The sequence below is a fragment of the Hydrotalea sp. genome (assembly GCF_049968455.1).
Taxonomy (GTDB): Bacteria; Bacteroidota; Bacteroidia; order Chitinophagales; family Chitinophagaceae; genus Hydrotalea.
In genome coordinates this window covers 112,909-136,072 of sequence record NZ_JBMFQT010000003.1, presented here as the reverse complement: position 1 = coordinate 136,072, position 23,164 = coordinate 112,909, and the positions used below count along the sequence as shown (strand labels likewise).

Annotated in this window: 22 protein-coding genes; 12 read left to right on the top strand and 10 right to left on the bottom strand. The window is 35.0% G+C overall.

Annotated elements, in window-relative coordinates; translation table 11 throughout:
- Nucleotides 1-4: 4 nt before the first annotated feature.
- Entirely contained in the window at nt 5-1,270 is a 1,266-nt protein-coding gene (locus tag ACP5P5_RS03255) for a DUF1501 domain-containing protein (RefSeq protein ID WP_428284680.1), read from the bottom strand.
- A gap of 10 nt (nt 1,271-1,280) precedes the next feature.
- Nucleotides 1,281-3,137: a DUF1800 domain-containing protein gene (locus ACP5P5_RS03250; RefSeq protein ID WP_428284679.1), complete on the bottom strand. Its 1,857-nt coding sequence runs from the start codon at nt 3,135-3,137 to the stop codon at nt 1,281-1,283.
- A 208-nt stretch (nt 3,138-3,345) separates the two neighbouring features.
- On the opposite strand from ACP5P5_RS03250, the gene dnaX reads away from it, so the two are divergent.
- Nucleotides 3,346-5,130, top strand: coding sequence for a DNA polymerase III subunit gamma/tau (gene dnaX / locus ACP5P5_RS03245; RefSeq protein WP_428284678.1), 1,785 nt, complete (start codon nt 3,346-3,348; stop codon nt 5,128-5,130).
- Nucleotides 5,131-5,144: 14 nt separating this feature from the next.
- Here dnaX and ACP5P5_RS03240 read toward each other — a convergent pair whose 3' ends face one another.
- The 4 genes from ACP5P5_RS03240 to ACP5P5_RS03225 all read right to left on the bottom strand — a co-directional run bounded on the left by ACP5P5_RS03240 (nt 5,145) and on the right by ACP5P5_RS03225 (nt 7,028).
- Nucleotides 5,145-5,369, bottom strand: coding sequence for a hypothetical protein (locus tag ACP5P5_RS03240; RefSeq protein ID WP_428284677.1), 225 nt, complete (start codon nt 5,367-5,369; stop codon nt 5,145-5,147).
- Nucleotides 5,366-5,713: a translation initiation factor gene (locus tag ACP5P5_RS03235; RefSeq protein ID WP_428284676.1), complete on the bottom strand. Its 348-nt coding sequence runs from the start codon at nt 5,711-5,713 to the stop codon at nt 5,366-5,368. The genes ACP5P5_RS03240 and ACP5P5_RS03235 overlap by 4 nt, the downstream gene beginning before the upstream one ends.
- A complete protein-coding gene (gene nadC, locus ACP5P5_RS03230) occupies nt 5,710-6,570 on the bottom strand; it encodes a carboxylating nicotinate-nucleotide diphosphorylase (protein ID WP_428284675.1) in 861 nt (286 codons plus the stop codon). The genes ACP5P5_RS03235 and nadC overlap by 4 nt, the downstream gene beginning before the upstream one ends.
- Before the next feature lie 77 nt (nt 6,571-6,647).
- Nucleotides 6,648-7,028 carry a DUF4783 domain-containing protein gene (locus tag ACP5P5_RS03225; RefSeq protein WP_428284674.1) on the bottom strand — a complete coding sequence of 127 codons (381 nt, stop codon included), beginning with the start codon at nt 7,026-7,028 and terminating at the stop codon, nt 6,648-6,650.
- Between the two features lie 110 nt (nt 7,029-7,138).
- On the opposite strand from ACP5P5_RS03225, the gene gpmI reads away from it, so the two are divergent.
- The 3 genes from gpmI (at nt 7,139) to yihA (ending at nt 9,975) form a co-directional block, all read left to right on the top strand.
- Nucleotides 7,139-8,662: a 2,3-bisphosphoglycerate-independent phosphoglycerate mutase gene (gpmI, locus tag ACP5P5_RS03220; RefSeq protein ID WP_428284673.1), complete on the top strand. Its 1,524-nt coding sequence runs from the start codon at nt 7,139-7,141 to the stop codon at nt 8,660-8,662.
- Nucleotides 8,663-8,752: 90 nt separating this feature from the next.
- Nucleotides 8,753-9,262, top strand: a complete 510-nt coding sequence (locus tag ACP5P5_RS03215; protein WP_428284672.1) for a heme-binding domain-containing protein — start codon at nt 8,753-8,755, stop codon at nt 9,260-9,262.
- Between the two features lie 71 nt (nt 9,263-9,333).
- Complete coding sequence (yihA, locus tag ACP5P5_RS03210; protein ID WP_428284671.1) at nt 9,334-9,975, top strand: ribosome biogenesis GTP-binding protein YihA/YsxC; 642 nt, start codon at nt 9,334-9,336, stop codon at nt 9,973-9,975.
- An 82-nt stretch (nt 9,976-10,057) separates the two neighbouring features.
- Here yihA and ACP5P5_RS03205 read toward each other — a convergent pair whose 3' ends face one another.
- The 3 genes from ACP5P5_RS03205 to ACP5P5_RS03195 all read right to left on the bottom strand — a co-directional run bounded on the left by ACP5P5_RS03205 (nt 10,058) and on the right by ACP5P5_RS03195 (nt 13,078).
- Nucleotides 10,058-10,531, bottom strand: a complete 474-nt coding sequence (locus ACP5P5_RS03205) for a ribonuclease H-like YkuK family protein (RefSeq protein ID WP_111296321.1) — start codon at nt 10,529-10,531, stop codon at nt 10,058-10,060.
- 110 nt (nt 10,532-10,641) lie between these two features.
- On the bottom strand, nt 10,642-12,372 hold the full coding sequence (locus tag ACP5P5_RS03200) for a L,D-transpeptidase family protein (RefSeq protein ID WP_428284670.1): 1,731 nt from the start codon (nt 12,370-12,372) through the stop codon (nt 10,642-10,644).
- A 7-nt stretch (nt 12,373-12,379) separates the two neighbouring features.
- Nucleotides 12,380-13,078, bottom strand: a complete 699-nt coding sequence (locus tag ACP5P5_RS03195; RefSeq protein WP_428284669.1) for an RsmE family RNA methyltransferase — start codon at nt 13,076-13,078, stop codon at nt 12,380-12,382.
- Nucleotides 13,079-13,338: 260 nt separating this feature from the next.
- Here ACP5P5_RS03195 and ACP5P5_RS03190 point away from each other — a divergent pair, with 260 nt between their 5' ends.
- Complete coding sequence (locus ACP5P5_RS03190) at nt 13,339-14,004, top strand: porin family protein (RefSeq protein WP_428284668.1); 666 nt, start codon at nt 13,339-13,341, stop codon at nt 14,002-14,004.
- 95 nt (nt 14,005-14,099) lie between these two features.
- On the opposite strand, the gene dnaB is transcribed toward ACP5P5_RS03190, so the two are convergent.
- On the bottom strand, nt 14,100-15,662 hold the full coding sequence (gene dnaB, locus ACP5P5_RS03185; protein ID WP_428284667.1) for a replicative DNA helicase: 1,563 nt from the start codon (nt 15,660-15,662) through the stop codon (nt 14,100-14,102).
- Between the two features lie 514 nt (nt 15,663-16,176).
- On the opposite strand from dnaB, the gene pheT reads away from it, so the two are divergent.
- The 7 genes from pheT (at nt 16,177) to gatA (ending at nt 23,130) form a co-directional block, all read left to right on the top strand.
- Nucleotides 16,177-18,600, top strand: a complete 2,424-nt coding sequence (gene pheT, locus ACP5P5_RS03180; RefSeq protein WP_428284666.1) for a phenylalanine--tRNA ligase subunit beta — start codon at nt 16,177-16,179, stop codon at nt 18,598-18,600.
- A gap of 5 nt (nt 18,601-18,605) precedes the next feature.
- Nucleotides 18,606-18,896 carry a hypothetical protein gene (locus ACP5P5_RS03175; RefSeq protein ID WP_428284665.1) on the top strand — a complete coding sequence of 97 codons (291 nt, stop codon included), beginning with the start codon at nt 18,606-18,608 and terminating at the stop codon, nt 18,894-18,896.
- A complete protein-coding gene (locus tag ACP5P5_RS03170; RefSeq protein WP_428284664.1) occupies nt 18,897-19,196 on the top strand; it encodes a cell division protein ZapA in 300 nt (99 codons plus the stop codon).
- A 151-nt stretch (nt 19,197-19,347) separates the two neighbouring features.
- The gene (rny, locus tag ACP5P5_RS03165; RefSeq protein ID WP_428284663.1) at nt 19,348-20,913 is read left to right on the top strand and encodes a ribonuclease Y; all 1,566 of its coding nucleotides are present in this window, start codon (nt 19,348-19,350) and stop codon (nt 20,911-20,913) included.
- A gap of 68 nt (nt 20,914-20,981) precedes the next feature.
- The gene (gene rplS, locus ACP5P5_RS03160; protein WP_428284662.1) at nt 20,982-21,332 is read left to right on the top strand and encodes a 50S ribosomal protein L19; all 351 of its coding nucleotides are present in this window, start codon (nt 20,982-20,984) and stop codon (nt 21,330-21,332) included.
- A gap of 133 nt (nt 21,333-21,465) precedes the next feature.
- Nucleotides 21,466-21,660, top strand: a complete 195-nt coding sequence (locus tag ACP5P5_RS03155; protein WP_245898043.1) for a Sec-independent protein translocase subunit TatA/TatB — start codon at nt 21,466-21,468, stop codon at nt 21,658-21,660.
- A gap of 30 nt (nt 21,661-21,690) precedes the next feature.
- Nucleotides 21,691-23,130: an Asp-tRNA(Asn)/Glu-tRNA(Gln) amidotransferase subunit GatA gene (gene gatA / locus ACP5P5_RS03150; RefSeq protein ID WP_428284661.1), complete on the top strand. Its 1,440-nt coding sequence runs from the start codon at nt 21,691-21,693 to the stop codon at nt 23,128-23,130.
- The last annotated feature ends 34 nt before the right edge of the window (nt 23,131-23,164 follow it).

Sequence of the window (23,164 nt, the reverse complement as noted above, 5' to 3'; positions counted from 1 at the left end):
TCAATTAGCTGTTACGTGTCATAATAGGTATACCGTTACCCGTCCAATCGGGGAATAAAATATTGTTTTGATGAATATTTAAATGTGCATTAGCTACAGCACTAAATACACTTCTAAAATCGGTAGAAACAGGCAAATCCCTTTGGTCTTCCAAATTTTCTTTGGCTAAGCTTTTCATTTGGTGATATACTTTGCCGCCCTGTACATCATTACCCAATACAAATAAGCAACTGGCTCTACCATGATCCGTTCCGCCGGTTCCATTTTGATGAACAGTTCTGCCAAATTCTGTCATCGTCATTAGTGTAACGGAATCCTGATGTGCACTAATATCTTCCCAAAATACAGCAATACTATCACTAAAATCTTTTAAGTTTCTGGCTAAAATGCCATTGTCAGTACCTTGATTAACATGCGTATCCCATCCTCCGCTTTCAGCAAAAGCAACTTCTAAACCAACATCCATTTTTATTAAAACGGCAATTTGTCTTAATGCATTGCCTAAAGCTGAGTTAGGATAAACTACTCCGGGTTTAGGTGCATATTGTTTTAAATTATTAACGTTTAGCATTTTCATGGCTTCAAAACTTTCTTTCCCCGTTTTTTGAAGCAATTGTGAACTGTTATTGTCGTACAAAGCTTCAAAGGAGGAAGCGGTAGATTGCACGGCTAATGGGTTATCACGCATTTGCAATGCAAAATCATTTAAATTACTAATTGCTAAAGCCTGATTATTACCATATAAACTTCTGGGTAAAGCACTGGTAATACTTACCGCATTAAAAGGTGTAGTGGGTTTCCCCATTAAACCCAAGGCTCTGTTTAACCAGCCACTATCGGTTCCTTTATTAAAAGGGGTGCCACTTTCCATAAAGTCTTGTGCATCGAAATGGCTGCGGGTAGGGTTGGGGCTGCCTACTCCATGTGCTATTGCCAATTGTTTACTTTGGAATAACGGGTAAAAAGATTTTAGCGAGGGATGCAATGCAAAGTATCCATCTAAATCAATCATGCTGCCTTCAGTTTCTGCCGGACTCATATATAGGGTGGGGCGCATTAGTTTTAAATTTGGATCGGCATAGGGGCTAACTGCCATTAAACCATCCATTGCGCCACGTTGAAAAATACACACCAGTGTTTTCTTTTTTTGAAACGGTTGAATAATTCTGTTGCCTGCAGTAGCAGCTTTAGCAATGAAATTAGGTACACCGCCAATACCGGCAGCAAATAAAGCCATAGTACCATTGCGCATAAATATTCTTCTATTCATAAATATTTTTTTATTTTCTTTGAAATTCAGGTGAACCAATAATAATGCCTACAACCCTACTTAAACTAGCAGGCGTGCTACTTGTATTCATGGCTTGAGATTGCATTACTATTTCATTATTCGTTGTTTCAATATTACTTTTTGATTGAACAGCTGAAATTTTTTGGGTTAAATGCTCTTGATGTAATAAAGGTGTTATGCGCTGAATGTTTTGTTCATTGTTGCGTGTGGGTAATAAAATGTTGCTGTAAGTTTCCAAAGCAGCTTCGGCACTTTCCGGTTCATGAAAGTTGTTTAATGCTAATAAATTAACTTGTATTCCCGGAATTCTTTGTGCAGCAAAGGCCAACCCAAAATTCATTCTACTAAGTAATGAGCCTGTATTTATCCAATAGTCCGCTCTATCTGGGAAGCCTGTTGGGGCTTGGTAGTAGTAAAATTTTTGCCCCATTTTATTGCACCAATTAAAAATTTGATATGGCATGTTTAATTGTGCATTTGTGGCACGAACACTGCTAATGGCTAATTCGAAAGGTGATTTAATTTTAGCACGCTCATTATTTTTATTCCAAAACTCATTGCTGCTCACCATTGTAATTAATACACTTTTTATGTTACCGTTGGTATGCAAAAAAGTGTTGGACATTTGTTGAATTAAATTATTAGAGGGGGTATCACTAACAAAATGTTTGGCTAATTCGGTGCAAATAAACTTAGCAGTTGATGGGTGATGTGCTAACATTTCCAAAGCAACTACACCTTCCTGATAACCGCCATTGGCAGGAAAATTTTTTCCTAAAAATGTCTTAGGCCCATCATCATGTTTATTCGGTTTAAATAAAAATCCATTTTGAATAACAAATCCTCTTTTTTCCATTAACTCAGGAGTTAATTTCTGAATTTGTTCATTTGCAGGACTATTTTTAAACATGGGATAGATGGTCCAGCCGGTTAGAATTCTAGCTAAGGTGGTAACATCTTGTTGAGAATAACCACCATCAACGCCCATGGTATGTAGTTCCATTACTTCACGAGCATAATTTTCATTTAGTCCTTCAGCAGCAGCTCTTTTTTTAAAAGTCCCATTATTATTAAAGGCTAGTTTTTGCAGGCGTTTAGCTTCTACAGGATTGTTGTTACTGACACTGCTGGCATTGTCTAAGTAAGCCAACATTGCCGGGTGTTGTGCTGTAGCCAATAAAAGCTCATCAAAATTATCCAATACATGGGGTCTTATTGCATCACGTTCATATGCTAAGATATAAGGAGCGCAAGCGGGTTTTGTAAGTGAAACATTGAAATGGTTAAACCAAAAATTAGTTAATACTTCTTGCAATTGATTGTTACTATATGTAGCACGTATAATTTTTTGAACAATTAATTGTCTTTCTAAAGCGGCCATTGGTTTAAAACCCCGCTGCAGCATAAATTCCCTTAATTTTTCACGATATTCCTGTTTCGAAATGCTGGTATCATTTTTATCAATAATGCCTGCTTTTCTTGCCATGGCTACAATTACACCATTATTAGGGTAGGTATTAACCATATCGGTTAATGATAAATCTACTGCATCTAAATGCAAAGAATTAAACCGATTCGTTACTGATGTATCCGGGTCATTACTTTCCAGTTGTTTATAAAACCAATTTTCAATTCCTTCATTAGCCACTGCCTGTACTTGTCCCGGAGTTGGCCCAAACGTAAAACGGTTTAATAAATAAGCGGCTGCCTCTTCTTTCGAAAAACCCATTTGCTTATAAGGAAATGGCTTTGATTTATGCAATTGTGTTTTGTAAGTAAAGGCAAATATGCCCAGGCTTAAAATACTCAAGCAAAAAATTCCCACTATCTTTTTCATCTGCATCATGGTTCATATTTGTTTGTTCAGATGGTAAAAAAATAATTTGGTTTAAAGTGTAACCCCATTAAAATTCATTTTTTCGGTGAATGGGATAGATTTGGGTATATATAATTTTTTGTGGTATGAATACTATTGCTTCGCCTTTTGTTATCTTGCAATTCGTATGGAAAATTTTATTGTTTCGGCACGGAAGTATCGCCCCCAAAATTTTAACATGGTGGTTGGGCAGAAACATATTACCACAACATTGAAGAATGCTATTAAAAATAATCAAATAGCTCATTCATTTTTGTTCTGTGGCCCCAGAGGAGTTGGAAAAACTACCTGTGCTCGTATTATGGCCAAAACCATTAACTGTGCTAATCCAACGTCCGAAGGTGAAGCATGTAATGTTTGCACCAGTTGTGTTTCATTTGATACTGGAAGTTCATTAAATATACATGAATTAGATGCTGCTAGTAACAACTCAGTTGAAGATATTAGAAATTTAGTTGAACAAGTTCGTTTTGCCCCGCAGGCAGGAAAGTATAAAGTGTATATAGTAGATGAGGTACATATGCTCACTACCAGTGCCTTCAATGCTTTTTTAAAAACCTTGGAAGAACCGCCATCCTATGCCATTTTCATTTTGGCTACCACCGAAAAACATAAAATTTTACCGACTATACTTTCCCGTTGTCAAATATTCGATTTTAAGCGAATTACTATCCAAGATACCGTTGAACACTTAGAAGAAATAGTTGAAAAAGAACAGGTAAAGGCCGAAAAAACTGCGCTTCAACTTATTGCTCAAAAAAGTGAAGGTTGTATGCGTGATGCACTCAGTATTTTAGATAAAATTGTAAGCTTTACCAATGGCGAGCTTACCTATCAAAATACAGTTGAGCATTTGAATATATTAGATGATGATTACTATTTTAAGTTGTTAGAAACATTGTACAATCAGGATATGGCTGGTGCCATGTTGCTGTATGAAGAAATAAATCAGAAAGGGTTTGAAGGTGATTTGGTATTGAATGGTTTTGCCACATTCATTAGAAATTTATTGGTTTGTAAAGATGAGCGAGCTGCCGTGTTGTTAGATGTGTTAGAGGGAAAGCAACCATTATACATCAGTACAGCACAAAAAACAGACGCTTCTTATTTAATTAGTGCATTAAATATTTTGAATGAAACTGAAATGCATTTCAAAATGGCGCGTAACAAGCGCTTGCATGTTGAAATGTGTTTAATTAAATTAAGTTTTTTAAAACAGGCCATTCAACTTTCAGCCGAACAGGGTAATTTGGTAAAAAAAAAGTTAACGGATAGGCCCATTGCTATTCAACAAAAGCCCATACCTCAATATATTGTAGCTACGCAATCAACTCAGCCACAAGCTAAATTGGTGATAGATGATGCGGTAAAAAAGCAGCCATCACCGGCTTTAAACAAAGAAGTAGTATTATCATCAATTGCACCGGTAGTTCATGAACCGGTAAAACCAATAACAGTCGCTACTAAAACAATTACTAAAACTGATACAACCTCAGGCAATGCAAAAAAAAGTTTATTAGACGTTTTAAAAGCGAAAGTGAACGAAAAGTTTAATGTATTGGAGGTAACTGATGCAGAAGCATTAAACATAGAAAAGCTTACCCATTACTGGAATCAATATTGCGAAAAATTAGAACAAGAAGGTAGTAAGCCATCAACGGCGGGTACTTTGCGTATGGCTAAATTGGCCGTAGTGGACGAATTAAACTTTACTGTAACTGTTCAGGCCATAACGCAACAAAAATTTATTGAGCAGGAAAAAATGCATTTAGCCGATTATATTCAACAGGCTTTTAATAACAGAGGCATTCGTTTTACGATAGTAGTAGAACACAACGACAATGATGAATTATTGCCCATGCAACAAGTATTAACGAGTGTACAACGATTTGAAAAAATGGCTGAAAAATATCCTTTATTAAAAACGTTTCGTGAGCAATTGAAGCTTGATTTAGATTTATAGCCTTATTGAAGAAACTAATATACCGGTATGTTGCCTGTTAGAAAGTATGAAACAATGGTTATACAAATCATGCTAATAACAGCTAACAACATTAATAGTTTTGCCTTTCTTATTCCTTCTTCCTGTTTTTGGGCAACTGCTTTGTACAATACTACAATGCCGTAAAACAAAACAAAGAAGGCAATGGCAAAAAGAAAGCCATAAAAATAATAAGCCGCAGAAGTTGCATTCAATATCATGCGCCGGATTTTTTTGCTAATTGATACTCATTTTTTTGTAACCATTGTAAAATTTTATCACGTTGGTCGCCCTGTATAATTATTTCTCCATCTTTAGCACTGCCACCTGTACCACAAAATTGTTTTAATTTTTTGCCTAAAGTATCTACATCTTCTTCAGTACCTACAAACCCTTTTACTATTGATACGGTTTTACCGCCTCTATGTTTGGTATCTAAATGTATAGTCAGTTTTTGCTTGGCAGGGGGTAAGGTTTCCTGCATTTCCTGTTCATGTTCAAAACTAAAGTCAGGGTTGGTACTATACACAAATCCCCTTGCGTCAGGTTTGTTTTTTTTACTCATAGTAATTTTGCTTTTAAACTTAAATCTACACTTTTTGCCTGGTGAATAAGGCCGCCAACACTAACATAATCTACACCTGTTTCGGCATAACTAAATATATTATTTAAATTAATGCCCCCACTCGCTTCTGTTTCAAATTGGCGTTGAATAATATTTAATGCTTCCGAAATTTCTGCAGGTGTAAAATTGTCGAGTAATATTCTAAATACTTTTCCTTTAGCAACCTTGCAAATTTTTGTTACATCATTCAAAGTACGGGCTTCAACTTCAATTTTTAAATTCAGTTCATTTTTTTGAACATATTCCCAAGCTAATGCTATAGCTTTTTCAATACCGCCGGCATAATCAATGTGATTATCTTTTAGCATAATCATATCAAACAAGCCAAATCGATGGTTTGTTCCGCCGCCAATTCTAACTGCCTCTTTCTCTAATAAACGAAAATTTGGAGTAGTTTTTCTAGTATCTAATAATTGCGTATGATAAGGTTTAATTCTTTCAACAAAACTATGGGTTAATGTAGCAATGCCACTCATTCGTTGCATACAATTCAATACCAATCTTTCACATTTTAAAATGGTATGAATATGTGCATTTACTTCAAAAGCAATATCGCCGGGCAACATTGCCTCACCATCATTTTTATAAATTTTAAAAGAAACACTAGGCTCAACCAGTTTAAAAATGTGCTGCGCTATAGCAACACCGGCTAAAATTCCTTCATCTTTAATTTTTAAAACGGCTGTACCCATTGCCTGTTCGGGAATGCAAGCAAGGGTTGAGTAATCACCGCTGCCAATATCTTCATGTAAGGCTTCGTTGATTAAATGATTCAATTGTTCTTCAAAATGTATCATGCAGGCAAATTAAGTGGTTTCATAAAAAAGCCCTCAAAAATTTTTGAGGGCTCTGTAATAATGTTGTTGGTTATTCACTAATTAATTCGAATGGAAATAATTTGGTGTCGTCCCTCTTTATTGCGTAACAATAAGGTTACATTGTAAGAACGGCTTCTTCCATTTAATTTTCCTGCCATATACATAGTAGTTCCGGCTTCACGTTGAGAGGTTAAATCAAAACTGTGCACACCGGCATCGCTAAAAAATTGTTTTAAGGCAATACCTGCCTGATTTTTACCAATGTTTTTTACTTCCTCTTTGCCGGGTAAGGTTAAATCTAAATAACTGTCAAAATAACCTGATACTGCTTCTGCATTCGCACTTTTTAGGGCATTAATAATTTCAGGAACATCACTTTGGTATGTAAATGACATTAATCCAATTCCGAGGCCAAGTATTAATAAAAGATGTTTCATACAATAAAATTTAAAATTAAAATGCACTAAAAACATGCCAAATAAAATGTTTAACGAAAGTTAAAGTTAGGGTTACATGCCTGAAATAACAAATTAACTACCTTTGATGTATGAGCAAGAAAGCAATACTAATTATCATGGATGGATGGGGACTTGGTAAGAATAAACAGGTTGATGCCATTCAGCAGGCCAATGTGCCATTTGTATCCTCCCTTTTCAATAAATATCCCAATACAACCTTAGTAACTTGTGGTGAGGCAGTAGGTTTGCCCGATGGCCAAATGGGTAACAGTGAAGTGGGGCATTTAAACTTAGGGGCCGGTAGAATTGTATATCAAGAATTGCAACGGATTAATGTGGCCATTCGCGATGGTTCATTTGCAAAAAATGAAGTGTTATTAGCTGCAATTCAAAAAGCAAAAACTAACCAAAAACCTTTGCATTTATTGGGCTTGGTAAGTGATGGAGGCGTACACAGCCACATCAATCACCTAAAAGCTATTTGTTCTGTTTGTAAAGAAAATGGATTAAATGAAGTTTATATTCATGCTTTTACAGATGGCAGAGATTGTGACCCTAAAAGTGGGCTTGGTTTTATAAAAGATTTACAACATTTTTTAACAACTAGTGTAGGTAAAATTGCATCGGTTAGTGGAAGGTATTATGCAATGGACCGTGATAAACGTTGGGAAAGAGTGCAATTGGCTTATGACGCTTTGGTGAATGGAAAGGGAAATACTGCTTCCTCTGCCGAGCAAGCAATTCAACATTCCTATGCAGCCGATGTTACCGATGAGTTTATAAAACCTACGGTAATTATGGAGAATAATGCACCTGTTGCCACCATTAAAGATGGTGATGTGGCAATTTGTTTCAATTTTAGAACAGATAGGTGTCGTGAAATAACCGATGTATTAACGCAAAACAATCATCCTGATTTTAACATGCATACTTTGCAAATTGATTATACTACCATGACGGAGTATGATAAAACATTTCGCAACGTGCATGTTATTTTTGAAAATGATAATTTAAACAACACGTTGGGTGAGGTTTTGGCTGCTGCAGGGAAAAAGCAAATTAGAATTGCCGAAACAGAAAAATATCCGCACGTTACATTCTTCTTTAGTGGTGGAAGAGAAGTGCCTTTTGAAGGAGAATCGCGGATTATGGTGCCTTCACCTAAAGTGGCCACTTACGATTTAAAACCTGAAATGAGTGCAGTTGAAATAACTGATAAACTTATTCCGGAAATTGAAAGAGGATATGCCGATTTTATTTGTTTAAATTTTGCTAATGCAGATATGGTTGGACATACCGGCGTATTTTCAGCAGTAATAAAAGCTGTTGAAACTGTTGATGCTTGTGTTAAACGAGTGGTAGAAGCTGCTTTGAAGCAAGATTATGTTATATTTCTTACCGCTGATCATGGTAATGCAGACAACATGATTAATGAAGATGGAACTCCCAATACACAACATTCATTAAACCTAGTTCCTTTATTTATTATCGACAATCATTGGCATGGTGTTGTGCATCCGGGAAAGTTGGGCGATATTGCTCCTACCATTTTAAAAATGATGCAATTACCCATACCTAAAGAAATGACTGGGAATATTTTGATTGATTCGTAAAGAACATTACTTTTATATTGTTTTTTATAATGCTGCACTGAAAAATGTGCAGCATTGTTTTATAAACTTGTTTAAAGCAACAATTAATATATGAGCGTAAAAAAAATCATTCTACGTTTTTTGCTGGTTATAATAGCTATTTTTATCATTATTCAATTTATTCGGCCAGCTAAAAACCAGTCAACAACAACTTTGGCTACTGACATTAAATTACATTACCCGGTTTCGGCCAATGTTGAAAGCATTCTTGCAAAAGCCTGCTACGATTGTCATTCTAACAACACCCGTTACCCTTGGTACAACAAAATACAGCCTGTTGCATGGTTTTTAGATGATCATGTTCGTTCAGGGAAAAGACATTTGAATTTTAGTGATTTTACTTCCATGCGGGTTGCTAAACAGTACAAGCGAATGGATGATTGTAAAGAACAAATTAAAGAAGGTGAAATGCCTTTAGAATCTTATACATTAATCCATCGTGATGCCATATTAACTGATGCAGAGAAGGATACTTTGTATAATTGGTTTGATGCTGTTCGCGATTCTATTAAAGCGCGCTATCCGGCAGATAGCTTAATAATGCCCAAGCGTAAGAAATAAATTTTAAGACATTTACAATAGGTAAGGCCAATGATTTGCATTGTTGGCCTTTTTTTATTGTATTTTGCAGCATGGTTATACATACTGCTAAGTTTTTATTATCATCTCCATCGTTTGATAAATGTCCAACTGCCAATAAACCGGAGTATGCTTTTATTGGTAGAAGTAACGTAGGTAAGTCGTCGCTTATTAATATGCTTACAGGGCAAAAAAATTTAGCTAAAACTTCATCAACACCAGGGAAAACACAACTTATCAATCATTTCTTAATAGAAAGTAGCAACGCTAAAAAGCAAAAACAACAATGGTATTTGGTTGATTTGCCTGGATATGGGTACGCTAAACGTTCACAAACCGATAGAAGAAGATGGGAGCAAATGATTGAAAATTATTTGCGCAAACGTTCTAACTTAGTGCAGGTGATGGTTTTAATTGATAGTCGCCATACTCCTCAAAAAAATGATTTAGCATTTGTAAACGATTTAGATAAATGGGAAGTGCCTTTTAGTTTAGTGTTTACAAAAGCAGATAAAGAGAAGCCTGCAGTTGTTCAAAAACATGTACAGTTATTTCTCGATGCATTAAAAGCTACCTGGCAATTTTTACCTCAAGTGTTTATTACAAGTTCGGAACAAAAAACTGGTAGGGAAGAGTTGTTAGATTTTTTTGAACAAAATAATTTACGAGTAGCGGAGAATGATATGATTGGGTGAGCTAAATTTATGAAGTAGGGGCAAAAAAGCCATTGCAACTTTGTTTAAGCTGCCGAAAAGGTTTTAATAGGATTCCTTTTATTTAATTCACTACTTTATCTGCACAACAACTGCTGGCAAATGCCTCGGGTTTCGCTTTAAAGGCAAACCCCATACCCAATATGTAGCCCATTGCTTCTTTTAATGCATCATTACTTTTAAAGCCGGGGTTAGTGTTAATATCAGCATGTACTTCCATTTCAACATCCCAAGCAATAAATAAATCGCATAATTCATAGGCTACTTCTATGCTTTTTGCAACCTCTAGTAGCATACGTTCTTTAATGTGAAATTTTTGCTTGGTCTTTTCGTTATGAATGTACATGAAGCCGCCATTGTGTTCGCGTAAAAAAACAATTACTGTAGCAAATTCAGTGTCGGCTCCTTTTACCTGGCTATCCGTACCAATGCAAACTTTTAATTTAGTTCCATGGGCCCTTTCTTTTTTTATGGCTTCTTCAACTGCTTTTTTAATGGGCAATTGAATGTTTTCGCCATTAAATTTTCTCCAGTGCATAAAAAATAGGTTTTTTGAAATTACGGTTTTTTATATTCAAAAACCATTAATTTATTATTAACTACCTACTTTTTGCTTTCAAATAATGAATTTAAACCGCTTTGCTTTGTTTAAAAATTGGGTTTTTCTTCTTTGGTAAAAAGCTTTTCTTTCATTTTGGCATCATGCCTGTAAATGTCTTTTCTAAAGTTTAATTGGCCATTGGCATCAACCCATGCCGTAAAATAAACAATGTAAACATTGATTGGGGTATTAAGCGTTACCCATTTTTCTTTTGGCAAATGCATTAAACTATCTATTACTTTACTAGTGTAAATAGTTGCAGTGTCTGCACTTAATAAATACTGCGCAAATTTTTTGGGGTTACTAATGCGAATACATCCATGGCTGAAAGTACGGTTGGTAGCATCAAAAAGCTCATGATTAGGAGTGTCGTGTAAATAAATATCAAAATTATTAGGGAATAAAAATTTTACTAAACCTAATGAATTTTTGGGTCCGGGTCGTTGGCGAACAACAGGCAATCCGTTGCTTGTGCCGGTAATTTCCATGTTGTTTTTTGCTAAATAATTCGGATCTTTTTTTATGCCTGGTAAAATTTCTTTCTGCACTATACTCGGGGGTACATTCCAATATGGACTAAAAACAATATACTTCAGTTTCCCATTGAAAATAACAGTATTGTTGGTGGTTTTGCCTACAATCACATTCATGTTAAACAATTCTTTTCCATTCGCAAAGACATGAAGCTTATATTCGGGAATATTTACTAAAACATAATTACTATCAGTTTCTGCGGGCATCCATCTAATGCGTTCCAGGTTAATAAGTATTTGTTTAATGCGTTCTGCAATGGGAACATTAAGTTGTTCAATAAGGTTTTTGCCAATTACGCCATCTTCCAGTAAACCCATTCTTTTTTGAAAATGTTTTACACCTGCATATAACGTACTGTCAAACATTTCAGTTGAATCATTGACTGTCATATCACCTAACAAATTAAGGCGGTTTTTTATGTCAGTAATAATGGGGGATTCAGCTTTTAATTTCAACAATTGCTTTGGGTAAGGAATAGTATCTGTGGGGTAAGTTTTCTGTAACTTAATATACTTTTCCAAATAATCTTCCAGTAAATTATATTGATTGTTCAATGGTATGTAAGGACCAGCATTTTTGTATTTAATAGTTGAATCAAGCAAAGCAGTTAAGTTTACCTTCTTTCTTGGAATGAACCATCCTAACGAAGCCGCGTCTATATCGCTTCCTGAATAATTTTGTGCTGCATAGGTAAAAAATTCACCTGTCAACAATAGCTCAGTTAGTAATATGGTTTGCTTGGTAATATGATTTTTGCTTTGTATTATCTTCTGATAGTTTTCATTTAGTTGTTGGTTAAATAAACTACTGTCTTGCAAATGTGCAATGCTATTATTCAGCAGGTTCATTAAGTTGGCAGCCTGTTCTGTAATACCCGTGCTATCAAACCATGCATACTCATAATTACGTTGTTTATAAAAGTCGCTATACTGTGAAGCGAATTTTTTAAAATTGGGTTGGTTATTTAAAAAGCTTTGAAGTTGTGCACTATCAAAAAATAAATTATTAAATGAAGTGATAGATGTTATTGAAGTGTCACGAGAAATTTCTTTTATTTTCGTATTGTTACACGAAGTGGTTAAACTTGTAAAACAAATAATCAACGCGATATATATTGCATGAAAGGAAAACCATTTTAAATGCAATGGTAAGTTCAGTTTTTTATTAAATAATTCTGTTATTTTTTTTGGATTTATAATCCAACTTTTTGTATGAGGTTTATTTGAATTTATATGTGTAATCATATTACTATTAATTCAAAATGGATAATGTTGCTGCAACAATTCCTGCAGTTTCTGTTCTTAAGCGCGTATTGCCTAAACTAACGGGAATAAATTGATGTTGAATGGCAAGGTTAATTTCTTCTGCCGTAAAATCGCCTTCCGGTCCAATTAAAATCAATATTTCTTCTTCGTTACTAAAAGTTTGAATGGTTTTTTTTTTGCCTTCTAAACAATGGGCTATTAGTTTACAAGTTTTTTGGTGCTCAACAATATTTTTAAAAGCTGTTGGGTTGTGTAAAATGGGCAGCCAGCATTGTTTACTTTGTAACATAGCTGCAATAACAATTTGTTCCATTCTTTCATTTCTAAAATGTTGCTTTTCTGTTCGGGTTGTTATAAGTGGAATTATTTCATGAATACCCAGTTCTGTAACTTTTTCTAAAAACCATTCAAAACGATTGGTGTTTTTTAATAGTGATAAACCAATGCTTACTTTTTTGGAGTATTGTGGCTGGTGTAGTATGTTAGTTATATTTGCATAAGTATTTTTTTTATTCGTATCGGTTATAATTGCAGTTGCTAATAGGCCTTGTCCGTTTGTAAGTAAAATTTTTTCTCCAGCCTTCATTCTTAGTACCTGTGCACAGTGCTTATGGGTGGTACTACTTAAACAGAATGCTTGATTTAACTGTGGTAATTTTTGTTCAAAAAAATAGGGTAAATCCATAATTACAAGGGTAATGAAAAATTAAATTTCGATAAAAATAAAAGTTATTTGCCATGTTAACAATAATATGAAACAATGATTTTTTTAATTGTACATAGTATGAAAAGGCTTATGGGTATTCGTTTTTACTCTTCTCATGTACTTAGGTGTTTCACCGATTATTTAAAATATTTAGAAAAACAGACAACTGTTAACATTTTTTTACGCATAACTTAGCAGCCTTTAGTGTTTTTTTGCACTCTATAATTAAACAAATATTTATGAGGAAGTTACTGATCGTTATCTTTTGCCTATGTACAACCGCATCATTTGCACAATTAAAGTTAGGATTGCAAGCAGGCTATAATAGCAGTGGATTTATTGATAAAGGAAGTGATGTACAGTATTTTAATCTTTCCCGTATATCTACTTTTCAAGTCGGTTTAGTTGGTGAACAAACTTTAAATAAGCGTTTTTCTCTTAGTTCAGGTTTAATTTATTTTCAAAAGGGTGGACAAAAAGATAAGACCATTTTTGCTACAACCGGTGCCAGTACTGTTTCTAAATTGAATTATATACAGATTCCCTTAAACATAGAATATAATATCCCTTTCCATAAAAACTGGAAAGCTATTGTTGGGGCAGGTTTGTATGGCGCTGTTGGATTATCAGGTACTGAAAAGGGCTCCGATGAAGAAATTTCAGGTAATGTAACTCCTCTTGATAATAAAGTTAAATTCTCTAATAATCCTTATTATACGGCAGGCATTACTTATGTTAAACCACTTGATTTTGGGTATAATGTATTAGTTGGGGTAGCACACAATAATTTTGAATTTAAAGTTACTTTGAGTAATGGTTTTGCAAACATTTACCCCACCGGTAGTACACGTTTTGCCAATAGTGTATTTGGTTTTACAATAGGTTACCTGGCTCCATGGAAGTAATTAATTGTATTTGTTATTTATACAAAAAAGAAAAGAGGCATATTTCAATAAAATGCCTCTTTTTTTATTCTATATTTTGTAAATAGGAATGAGCTTTAAAATGGTGGTTCTTCAAAACCTTCATCAAAATCTCCACCATTCATTTTACTACCTTTTTGAATGTATAATTTGCCTCCATCTTCATTACTATTTCCCGGTACAGTTCCCGGTCTTAACTGTTTCCAGTTGCTTTGTTGAAATTCAGAATCGGGTACTTCTTCAAACTTTTGTATTTCTAAGTGTGCTTTAAGTTTAATGGTTTCCAAAGCACCGTTTCTATGTTTAGCAATTCGAATATGTGTTTCTCCTTTTGTGCTTTCACCCATTTCATTGGCGCCAATTTCATAGTACTCAGGTCGGTAAATAAACATTACCATATCCGCATCTTGTTCAATAGCACCTGATTCTCTTAAGTCGCTAAGTTGTGGCATTTTACTTTCTTTTCTTGTTTCAACCGCACGACTTAATTGGGATAGTGCAATAATGGGTATTCCTAACTCTTTGGCTAAAGCCTTAAGGTTTCTGGAAATGGTACTAATTTCCTGTTCCCTATTACCATTTCTATCACCGGTTCCACTCATTAATTGCAAATAATCAATAATAATTAATCCAACATTATGTTTATTTACAAGCCTACGTGCCTTGGCTCTAAATTCAAAAATGTTCAGTGCGGCCGTATCATCAATAAATAAAGGAGCTTTTTCTAAGCGTTTAATACCTTTTGTATGTAATTGTTGGTATTCATAATCTTCCAATTTTCCGCGAGAAATTTTTTCAATCGGGATTTCACTTTCGGCACTTAATATACGTTGTACTAGTTGTGATGCACTCATTTCCAAGCTAAAGAAACCTACCCCAACCGGCTTAATAGGGTTTAGTGCAGCATTACGAGCAAGGTTCAAGGCGAAAGCTGTTTTACCCACTGAGGGACGGGCTGCTAAAATAATCAAGTCGGTATTTTGCCATCCGTAAGTAATTCTATCTAGAGAATGAAATCCGCTTGGAACACCTGAAATATCTTCCTTTCGTGTTCTTAATTCGTCAATTCTATTAATAGTTTTCGCCAACACATTACCAATGTCTTCAAAATTCTTTTTTAAATAATTGTTGGTAATGTTAAACATTTTGGTTTCACTGTCATCCAACAAATCAAACACATCAGTACTATCTTCATAAGCATCACCAATAATTTCACCACTAATTCTTATTAATTCGCGCTGAATAAATTTTTGAAGAATAATTCTGGCATGTGCATCAATGTGTGCAGTGCTTACAACAGAATTGGTTAGTTTAGTAATGTAATAAGGTCCACCAACAAACTCCAGTTGATCTTTTCTTTTTAATTCTTCCACAACTGTTAATATGTCAATAGGTATTCCCCTTTGTTGCATATCCTGCATAGCAGTGAATATAATTTGGTGTGCCTCAACATAAAAACATTCCGGTTTTAAGTTGGTATCAATTAAACTATCGAAAGCGCTTTTTTCCAACATAATGGCGCCCAATACCGCTTCCTCCAGTTCGCGGGCTTGAGGAGGTATTTTGCCAAACACCATGGTGCTTAAATCGGAAGTGGTTTTTCTTCTTTTTTTATCTCTGTTGATATTAGAAATATCCATAAAAGGAGTGTGTTTGAAATAGTAAAAGTTTATGTTTGGTTCGAAGAGTTACAATTTGCTTTTGTTAAGGAATTGTTACCTCATCGGGTAGGGGTGCGAATATAATGGTTGAAAATTGTTTGCAAATCTTTTTTTCACTTTAATTTTCAATCTTTTTCATCCACATTTCATGCACCTAAATTTCCTACTTATTCACACGAATTTCGTACTTATTCTATACGATTACTTGCTTTGTGCACAAAAAGCAAAATTTTCTTACCTACAATGCACATTCAATGTGCATAAAGAAATTGAGGCTAAAAATTTCTTTTTTGAAGTTTTATTTGTAATAGTAGTTGCAAATATCTCTGTGATAATAATTTAATTTATTGTATAATATTTTCTGTTATTCTATATTCTATTGCAACAATGAATTAGCTGATATAATGTGATGCTTGAAGCGTTTATTTAAAAATTTCAGTTACGGCATTGCAACAAGTATATTTGCGGTTATTATAGCAAACTTGTTGAATACATGACCATTAGTTATAACTGGCTTAGCAAATACTTACCTAAAGCCATTGAGCCCGAGAAATTAGCTGTTATTTTAACTGCAATTGGTTTAGAGGTTGAAAAGGTTTCAACTTTTGAAACTATACCCGGAGGTTTGGCAGGCATAATTGTGGGCGAAGTGCTTACCTGTGAACCACATCCCAATGCCGATAAATTAAAAATAACCACGGTAAATGTTGGTGCTGACCAACCCTTACAAATTGTTTGTGGTGCACAAAATGTGGCTGCTGGTCAAAAAGTGGTAGTAGCTCCGGTGGGTGCAACTATTTATCCATTTAATGGCGCGCCTGTTACTATGAAGGTTGCCAAAATAAGGGGTTTGGAAAGCCAAGGAATGATATGTGCAGAAGATGAAATTGGTGTTGGTAGCAGCCATGCCGGTATCATTGTTTTAACAACTGATGCAAAACCAGGTACTCCTGCCGCTACTCTATTTGAAACTTACCAAGATGTAATTTTTGAAATTGGCTTAACTCCTAACCGAATGGATGCAATGAGCCATTTGGGTGTTGCAAAAGATGTATGTGCCTATTTAAGCCACCATCAAAAAAAAGAGGTAAAAGTAAAATTGCCTTATCAAAACTCATTTAAGGTTGATAATAAAGAACTACCCATAAATGTAGTAATTGAAAACGAAGAAGCTTGTCTACGTTATAGTGGCATAACTATTAGTGAAGTAAAAGTTGGCCCATCGCCCAGTTGGCTGAAAAACAGCTTACAAGCAATTGGCATTCGTTCCATTAACAATGTAGTGGATGTTACTAATTTTATTTTACACGAAACAGGGCAGCCTTTGCATGCTTTTGATGTAAATGCAATTAAAAACCAAACTGTTATTGTTAAAACCTTACCTGCTCAAACACCTTTTATTTCTTTAGATGGAAAAGAAAGAAAGCTACTGGCGAATGATTTAATGATTTGCAACGGTGCGGGTGAGCCCATGTGTATAGCCGGTGTTTTTGGTGGTGCTGAAAGTGGTGTTACTGAAGCAACTACCAATGTTTTTTTAGAAAGTGCTTGTTTTAATGCTACTTACATTCGCAAAACATCGGTTGCACATCAATTACGGACTGAAGCTGCTACCCGTTTTGAAAAAGGAGTGGATATTTCTAGTACTGTACAGGTATTAAAAAGGGCTGCCTTACTTATTAAGGAAGTTGCAGGTGGTACTATTAGTTCAGATATAGTAGATGTATACCCCAACCCGCTTACTAAAACTGAGATTGCACTTAAATATCACTATCTAAAAAAACTAAGTGGTAAGAATTATCATCCGGATACGATTAAAAGAATACTAACTGCTTTAGGTTTTGAAGTATTAAAAGAAGGTATTGATGAAATAAGGTTATCTGTGCCTTTTAATAAACCCGATATTACTTTGCCTGCTGATGTAGTTGAAGAAATATTGCGTATTGATGGATTGGATAATATTGATATTCCGGCAATTATAACCATTTCTCCTGCAACAGAAACACTTGGCTACAAACATCAATTACAACAGAAGTTGGCCAATTATTTGGCAGGGCAGGGGTATCATGAAATTGTAACTAATTCTATTACTAATAGTCAATATTATTCTGAAAAAACTTTGCAACATACAGTTGCCATGTTAAACAGCTTAAGCGCCGATTTAAATGTATTGCGTCCTTCCATGTTGGAAACTGGATTAGAAATTATTGCTTACAACCTAAATAGAAAAAATAATAAGTTGCGATTGTTTGAGTTTGGCAAAACTTATTTCAGCAATGAGGTTGGAAAGTATGTGGAAACAGAGCATTTGTCATTATACCTAACCGGTAAAATAAGCGATGATAACTGGCAACATAAAAATCAGCCTGCTGACTTTTATGAAGCAAAAGGCATTGCTGCAGCAATATTAAAGTGGTGTGGTATTACTGAATTGCAATGGAAACAAGATGCCAGCAATCCACTAGCCCTAAAAATTTGTTTAGGAAAAAAACAATTGGGTACTGTTGAAGTGGTATCCCATGAAATAACAGCAAAATTTGACATTAAGCAACCAGTATGTTTTATTGATTTTGATTTTAATATGCTGTTACAATCAAATGCCAATTTGAGTATTACTTATAAAGAAGTTCCTAAATTTCCTGCTGTTCAACGCGATTTAGCATTGGTAGTTCCTAAAAACACCAACTATCAAATGCTTGAAAATATTGTGCAAAAACTTAAGCTAAGTAAGTTGAAGCATATGCATGTTTTTGATGTATTTGAAAATGAAAGGCTTGGTAATAATAAAAAATCAGTTGCTATTAACTTCACATTTTTAGATGAAGAAAAAACATTAACTGATAAGCAAATAGATGCTATGATGCAAACACTAATGCAGGCTTTTGAACAGGAGGCACAAGCTTTAATTAGAAAATAACTTTTATGCAACAGGTTAATGAACAAATAAACAGGTTACAACAAAAAATACAAGAGTTGTGGCTGTACACCCAAAAATTAACCCGTGAAAATGAGCAATTGCAAAAGGAAATACAAGTTGCCAATGCTGAAAAAGAACAATTATTGGCCAAAATTGAAGCATTGCAACAAACAAAAACAGCATTGCAAATTGGTGTAAACACATGGAATGAATCTGATAAAGCGGAGTTTCAAGAAAGCATCAACAAATATTTAAAAGAAATTGAACATTGGCTAGGGGTATTAAAATCTGCCTAAATGGAAAAGTTAATTACGGTTAATGTTATTATTGCCGATAGAAATTATCGCATTAAAATAAAACCAGAAGATGAGGCTGTTTTGCGAAAAACGGTCAAAATTATAAATGATAAAATTAAAGAATATAAACAGGTTTTTGCTGGTAAAGACATGCAAGATTATATAGCCATGGTTTTATTATGGCTGGCTACCGAACAAACCAAATCACCATTACCTGTTGCCGAAGAACAAACCATTACCCAATCGTTGCAGCAATTAGAAACATTGATAGATGGGTTCTTAAATCAAACACAATCTTAATAAAGCACTGCATTTCAAAGAAAGCGTGTAAAAGGGGCATCAACACTCACATAAATTATATATCTTCGCAAATTAACTTCATAATAATTATCTTAACAGATAGTTGGAGGAAGTAAAATGAAAGCGTTTAATTTTAAAAATAGCAACCACAATGGATCAAACAATTATATACATCATAATTGGTATACTGGCTTTAATTGCAGGCATTTTTGCGGGTAAGCTAATATTTTCAAAAAATACCCAAAGCAAAATTGAAGAAGCTAATTTTCAGGCACAAACCATTATTAAAGAAGCCGAATTAAAGGCTGAAAATATTAAAAAAGAAAAATTATTAGAAGCCAAAGAAAAATACGTTCAATTAAAGTCAGAATACGATAAAGATGTTTTAGAGCGTAACCGTAAATTAGGTGAGGCTGAAGCGCGTATTAAGCAAAAAGAAATTACAATCAATCAAAAAGAACAAGCTATAGATAAGCAGTTGAAGGAAAATGAGGTAATTAAGGCCAATCTAAATCGCCAAATTGAGGTAGTAAACCAAAAGCGTACAGAATTAGAGAAACACCAAGAAGAGCACATTAGACGGTTAGAAAAAATTGCTGCATTAACTGCTGAAGAAGCTAAAGCACAACTAATTGAATCGTTAAAGTCAGAAGCACAAACCCAGGCTTTGGCATTACAACAAGAAATTATTGAAGATGCCCGTGTGAAAGCGAATAAAGAAGCACGAAAAATTATTATTCAATCCATTCAACGTACCGCAGCTGAACAAACCATTGAAAATACAGTATCTGTATTCAATCTAGAATCTGATGAAATAAAAGGTCAGATTATTGGTCGCGAAGGAAGAAATATTCGCGCTATTGAAGCCGCTACCGGTGTTGATTTGATTGTTGATGATACCCCCGAAGCTATTGTACTTTCATCGTACGATCCTTTACGCAGGGAAATTGCCCGTTTAAGTTTACAGCGTTTAATTGCCGATGGGCGTATTCATCCGGCGCGCATTGAAGAGGTAGTAGAAAAAACCCGTCGACAATTGGAAGAACAAATTATTGAAATTGGCGAAAGAACGGTAATAGAATTGGGTATACATGGCTTGCATAAGGAATTAGTAAGAATTGTAGGAAAAATGCGTTTCCGTTCTTCTTATGGCCAAAACCTGTTAATGCATAGCCGCGAAACAGCTAATTTGTGTGCCATTATGGCCAGTGAATTGGGCTTAAACCCTAAATTGGCTAAACGTGCCGGTTTATTGCACGATATAGGAAAAGTGCCGGATGAAGAAACTGAATTAAGCCACGCTTTATTAGGAGCTAAACTAGCTGAAAAATATGGTGAAAATCCGGCTGTGGTGAATGCCATTGGAGCTCACCACGATGAAATGGAAATGCTGTACGTAATTTCTCCTATTATACAAGCTTGTGATGCCATTAGCGGTGCTCGTCCCGGTGCTCGCCGCGAAATGATGCAACAGTATATTCAGCGTATTAAAGATCTTGAAAATCTGGCCCAAGCCTATCCCGGGGTAGAAAAGGCATATGCCATTCAAGCCGGAAGAGAATTACGTGTAATTGTGGAGGCCGATAAAGTTACCGATACTGAAAGCGATAAGTTGAGTTTTGAAATTGCCCAAAAAATTCAAACCGAAATGACTTATCCGGGCCAAATTAAGGTAACGGTAATCCGCGAAAAACGCGCAATTAATGTTGCCAGATAAATAATTTAAAAATTCTGGTTGGAATTTAAAATTTTCTGTTACCTTTGCCGTCCGCAAAAATAAAAGTTATGAGCGAAGCAGTTCAATTTATACATGAGCAGTTAATTGCCAAAAAAGAATATCCGAAGTTTAAAAGCGGAGATAACATTACCGTAAACTATAAAATTATTGAAGGAGGTAAAGAACGTATCCAAAGTTTTAGGGGCGATGTGTTAAAATTGCAGGGTACTGGTGCTACTGCAACTTTCACCGTTCGTAAAATTTCAGATGGTGTGGGTGTTGAAAGATTATTTCCCTTCTATTCACCTAATATTGATTCAATTGTTTTGAACAAGAAAGGTAAAGTACGCAGAGCTAAATTGTACTATTTAAGAGAGCGTAGCGGTAAAAGTGCCCGTATTAAAGAAAAACGTTTTTAATATTTTAGCAATAAAATTGAGGCGGAAGTTGTTAAACTTCCGCTTTTTTATGCCGTCTTAATCAAACTTAATTCATAACTAAATTTTTAGTACAAAATTTTGTACTAACTTTACCCTCTTAAATTAAATTTTTATGGCAAATTTAGGAATGCCCGAACTGATTATCATTTTAATTGCAATCCTGGTATTATTTGGTGGTAAGAAAATACCTGAGTTTATGCGTGGTTTGGGTAGAGGTATTCGTGAGTTTAACGATGCAAAAGACAACGTTAAAAGAGAGTTACAAGAAGGAATGAAAGAAAAAGACTCAGAAACCGCTACCAAGTAATTATTCACCATTTTCATTTTTGCAAGGGTTTTGTTTACATTTTCCACTATTGCTCAATACCACAATGATTTATTGAATGGCACTACTACTTGTGTGGATGCTGTTCGTTATTATTTGCAAAATATTGGTAAACATGCTTCGCTGAATGCATTTATTGAAGTTTTTGAAGAAGAGGCACTGCAACGTGCTTCTTCTTTAGATGCTGAACGTAAGTCCGGAAAAACTTTATCACCGCTGCACGGTGTAGTTGTTGCTATTAAAGATGTGATTTGTTATGAAAATCATGCAATTACAGCCAGTTCCCGTATTTTAAATTCATTTATCTCTTTGTTCTCAGCAACAGCAGTTCAACGATTGCTGGATGCGGGTGCAATTATTATTGGTCGCAATAATTGCGATGAATTTGCAATGGGTAGCACCAATGAAAATTCAGCTTATGGGCCCGTTCGTAACGCAGCGGATGTTAGTAAGGTACCCGGTGGATCTTCCGGTGGTTCTGCAGTGGCTGTACAAGCCAATATGTGTATGGTAAGCCTGGGGAGTGATACAGGTGGTTCTGTACGACAACCTGCAGATTGGTGCGGAATAGTTGGATTTAAACCCACTTACGGGCGTATTTCAAGACATGGATTAATTGCTTATGCATCCTCTTTCGATCAGATAGGCATTTTTTCCCACAATGTTTCCGATACTGCCCTTGTGTTAGAAATAATTGCCGGGGCCGATAATTTTGATAGCACTGTTTCAAGTACATCTGTTCCCGCTTACAGCCAATTATTACATCACACACCCTATAAACCCTTTAAAATAGCCTATTTTAAAGAAGTTTTTGAACACGATGGGTTAGATGTAGAAATAAAAAAAGCATTTCAGGAATATGTGGGGCAACTTCGTCAAAAAGGTTATATAGTTGAAGCAGTTCAATTCCCTTTACTGCAATACATTGTTCCTACTTATTACGTATTAACTACTGCAGAAGCTTCCAGTAACTTATCTCGTTATGACGGCGTTAAATATGGTTTTCGTGCTGCTTTAAATGAAAATGATGATTTAACTGCTTTATATAAAAAATCGCGTACACAAGGCTTTGGTAAAGAGGTTAAAAGACGTATTTTATTGGGAAGTTTTGTTTTAAGTGCCGGTTACTATGATGCGTTTTTCTCAAAAGCACAGCAAGTAAGAAGATTATTGGTAGAACAAAATGATGCCATTTTTGAGCAATACCAGTTCATCTTATCACCCACTGTTCCTACCACAGCATTTAACTTGAGCGAAAAAAGAACGAATCCCGTTGAAATGTATTTGGCCGATATTTATACCGTATATGCTAATTTGGTGGGTATCCCCGGTATTTCCTTGCCCTTATTTAAGCACAGCAATGGACTACCGTTTGGAATTCAATTAATGGCTCCTCAATTTAAAGAAGCTGATTTATTGGCATTTAGTCAACAGTTGTTAAACGCTAAGTAGTTGTCAATATTTTTACAATCGGTATTAAACAAGT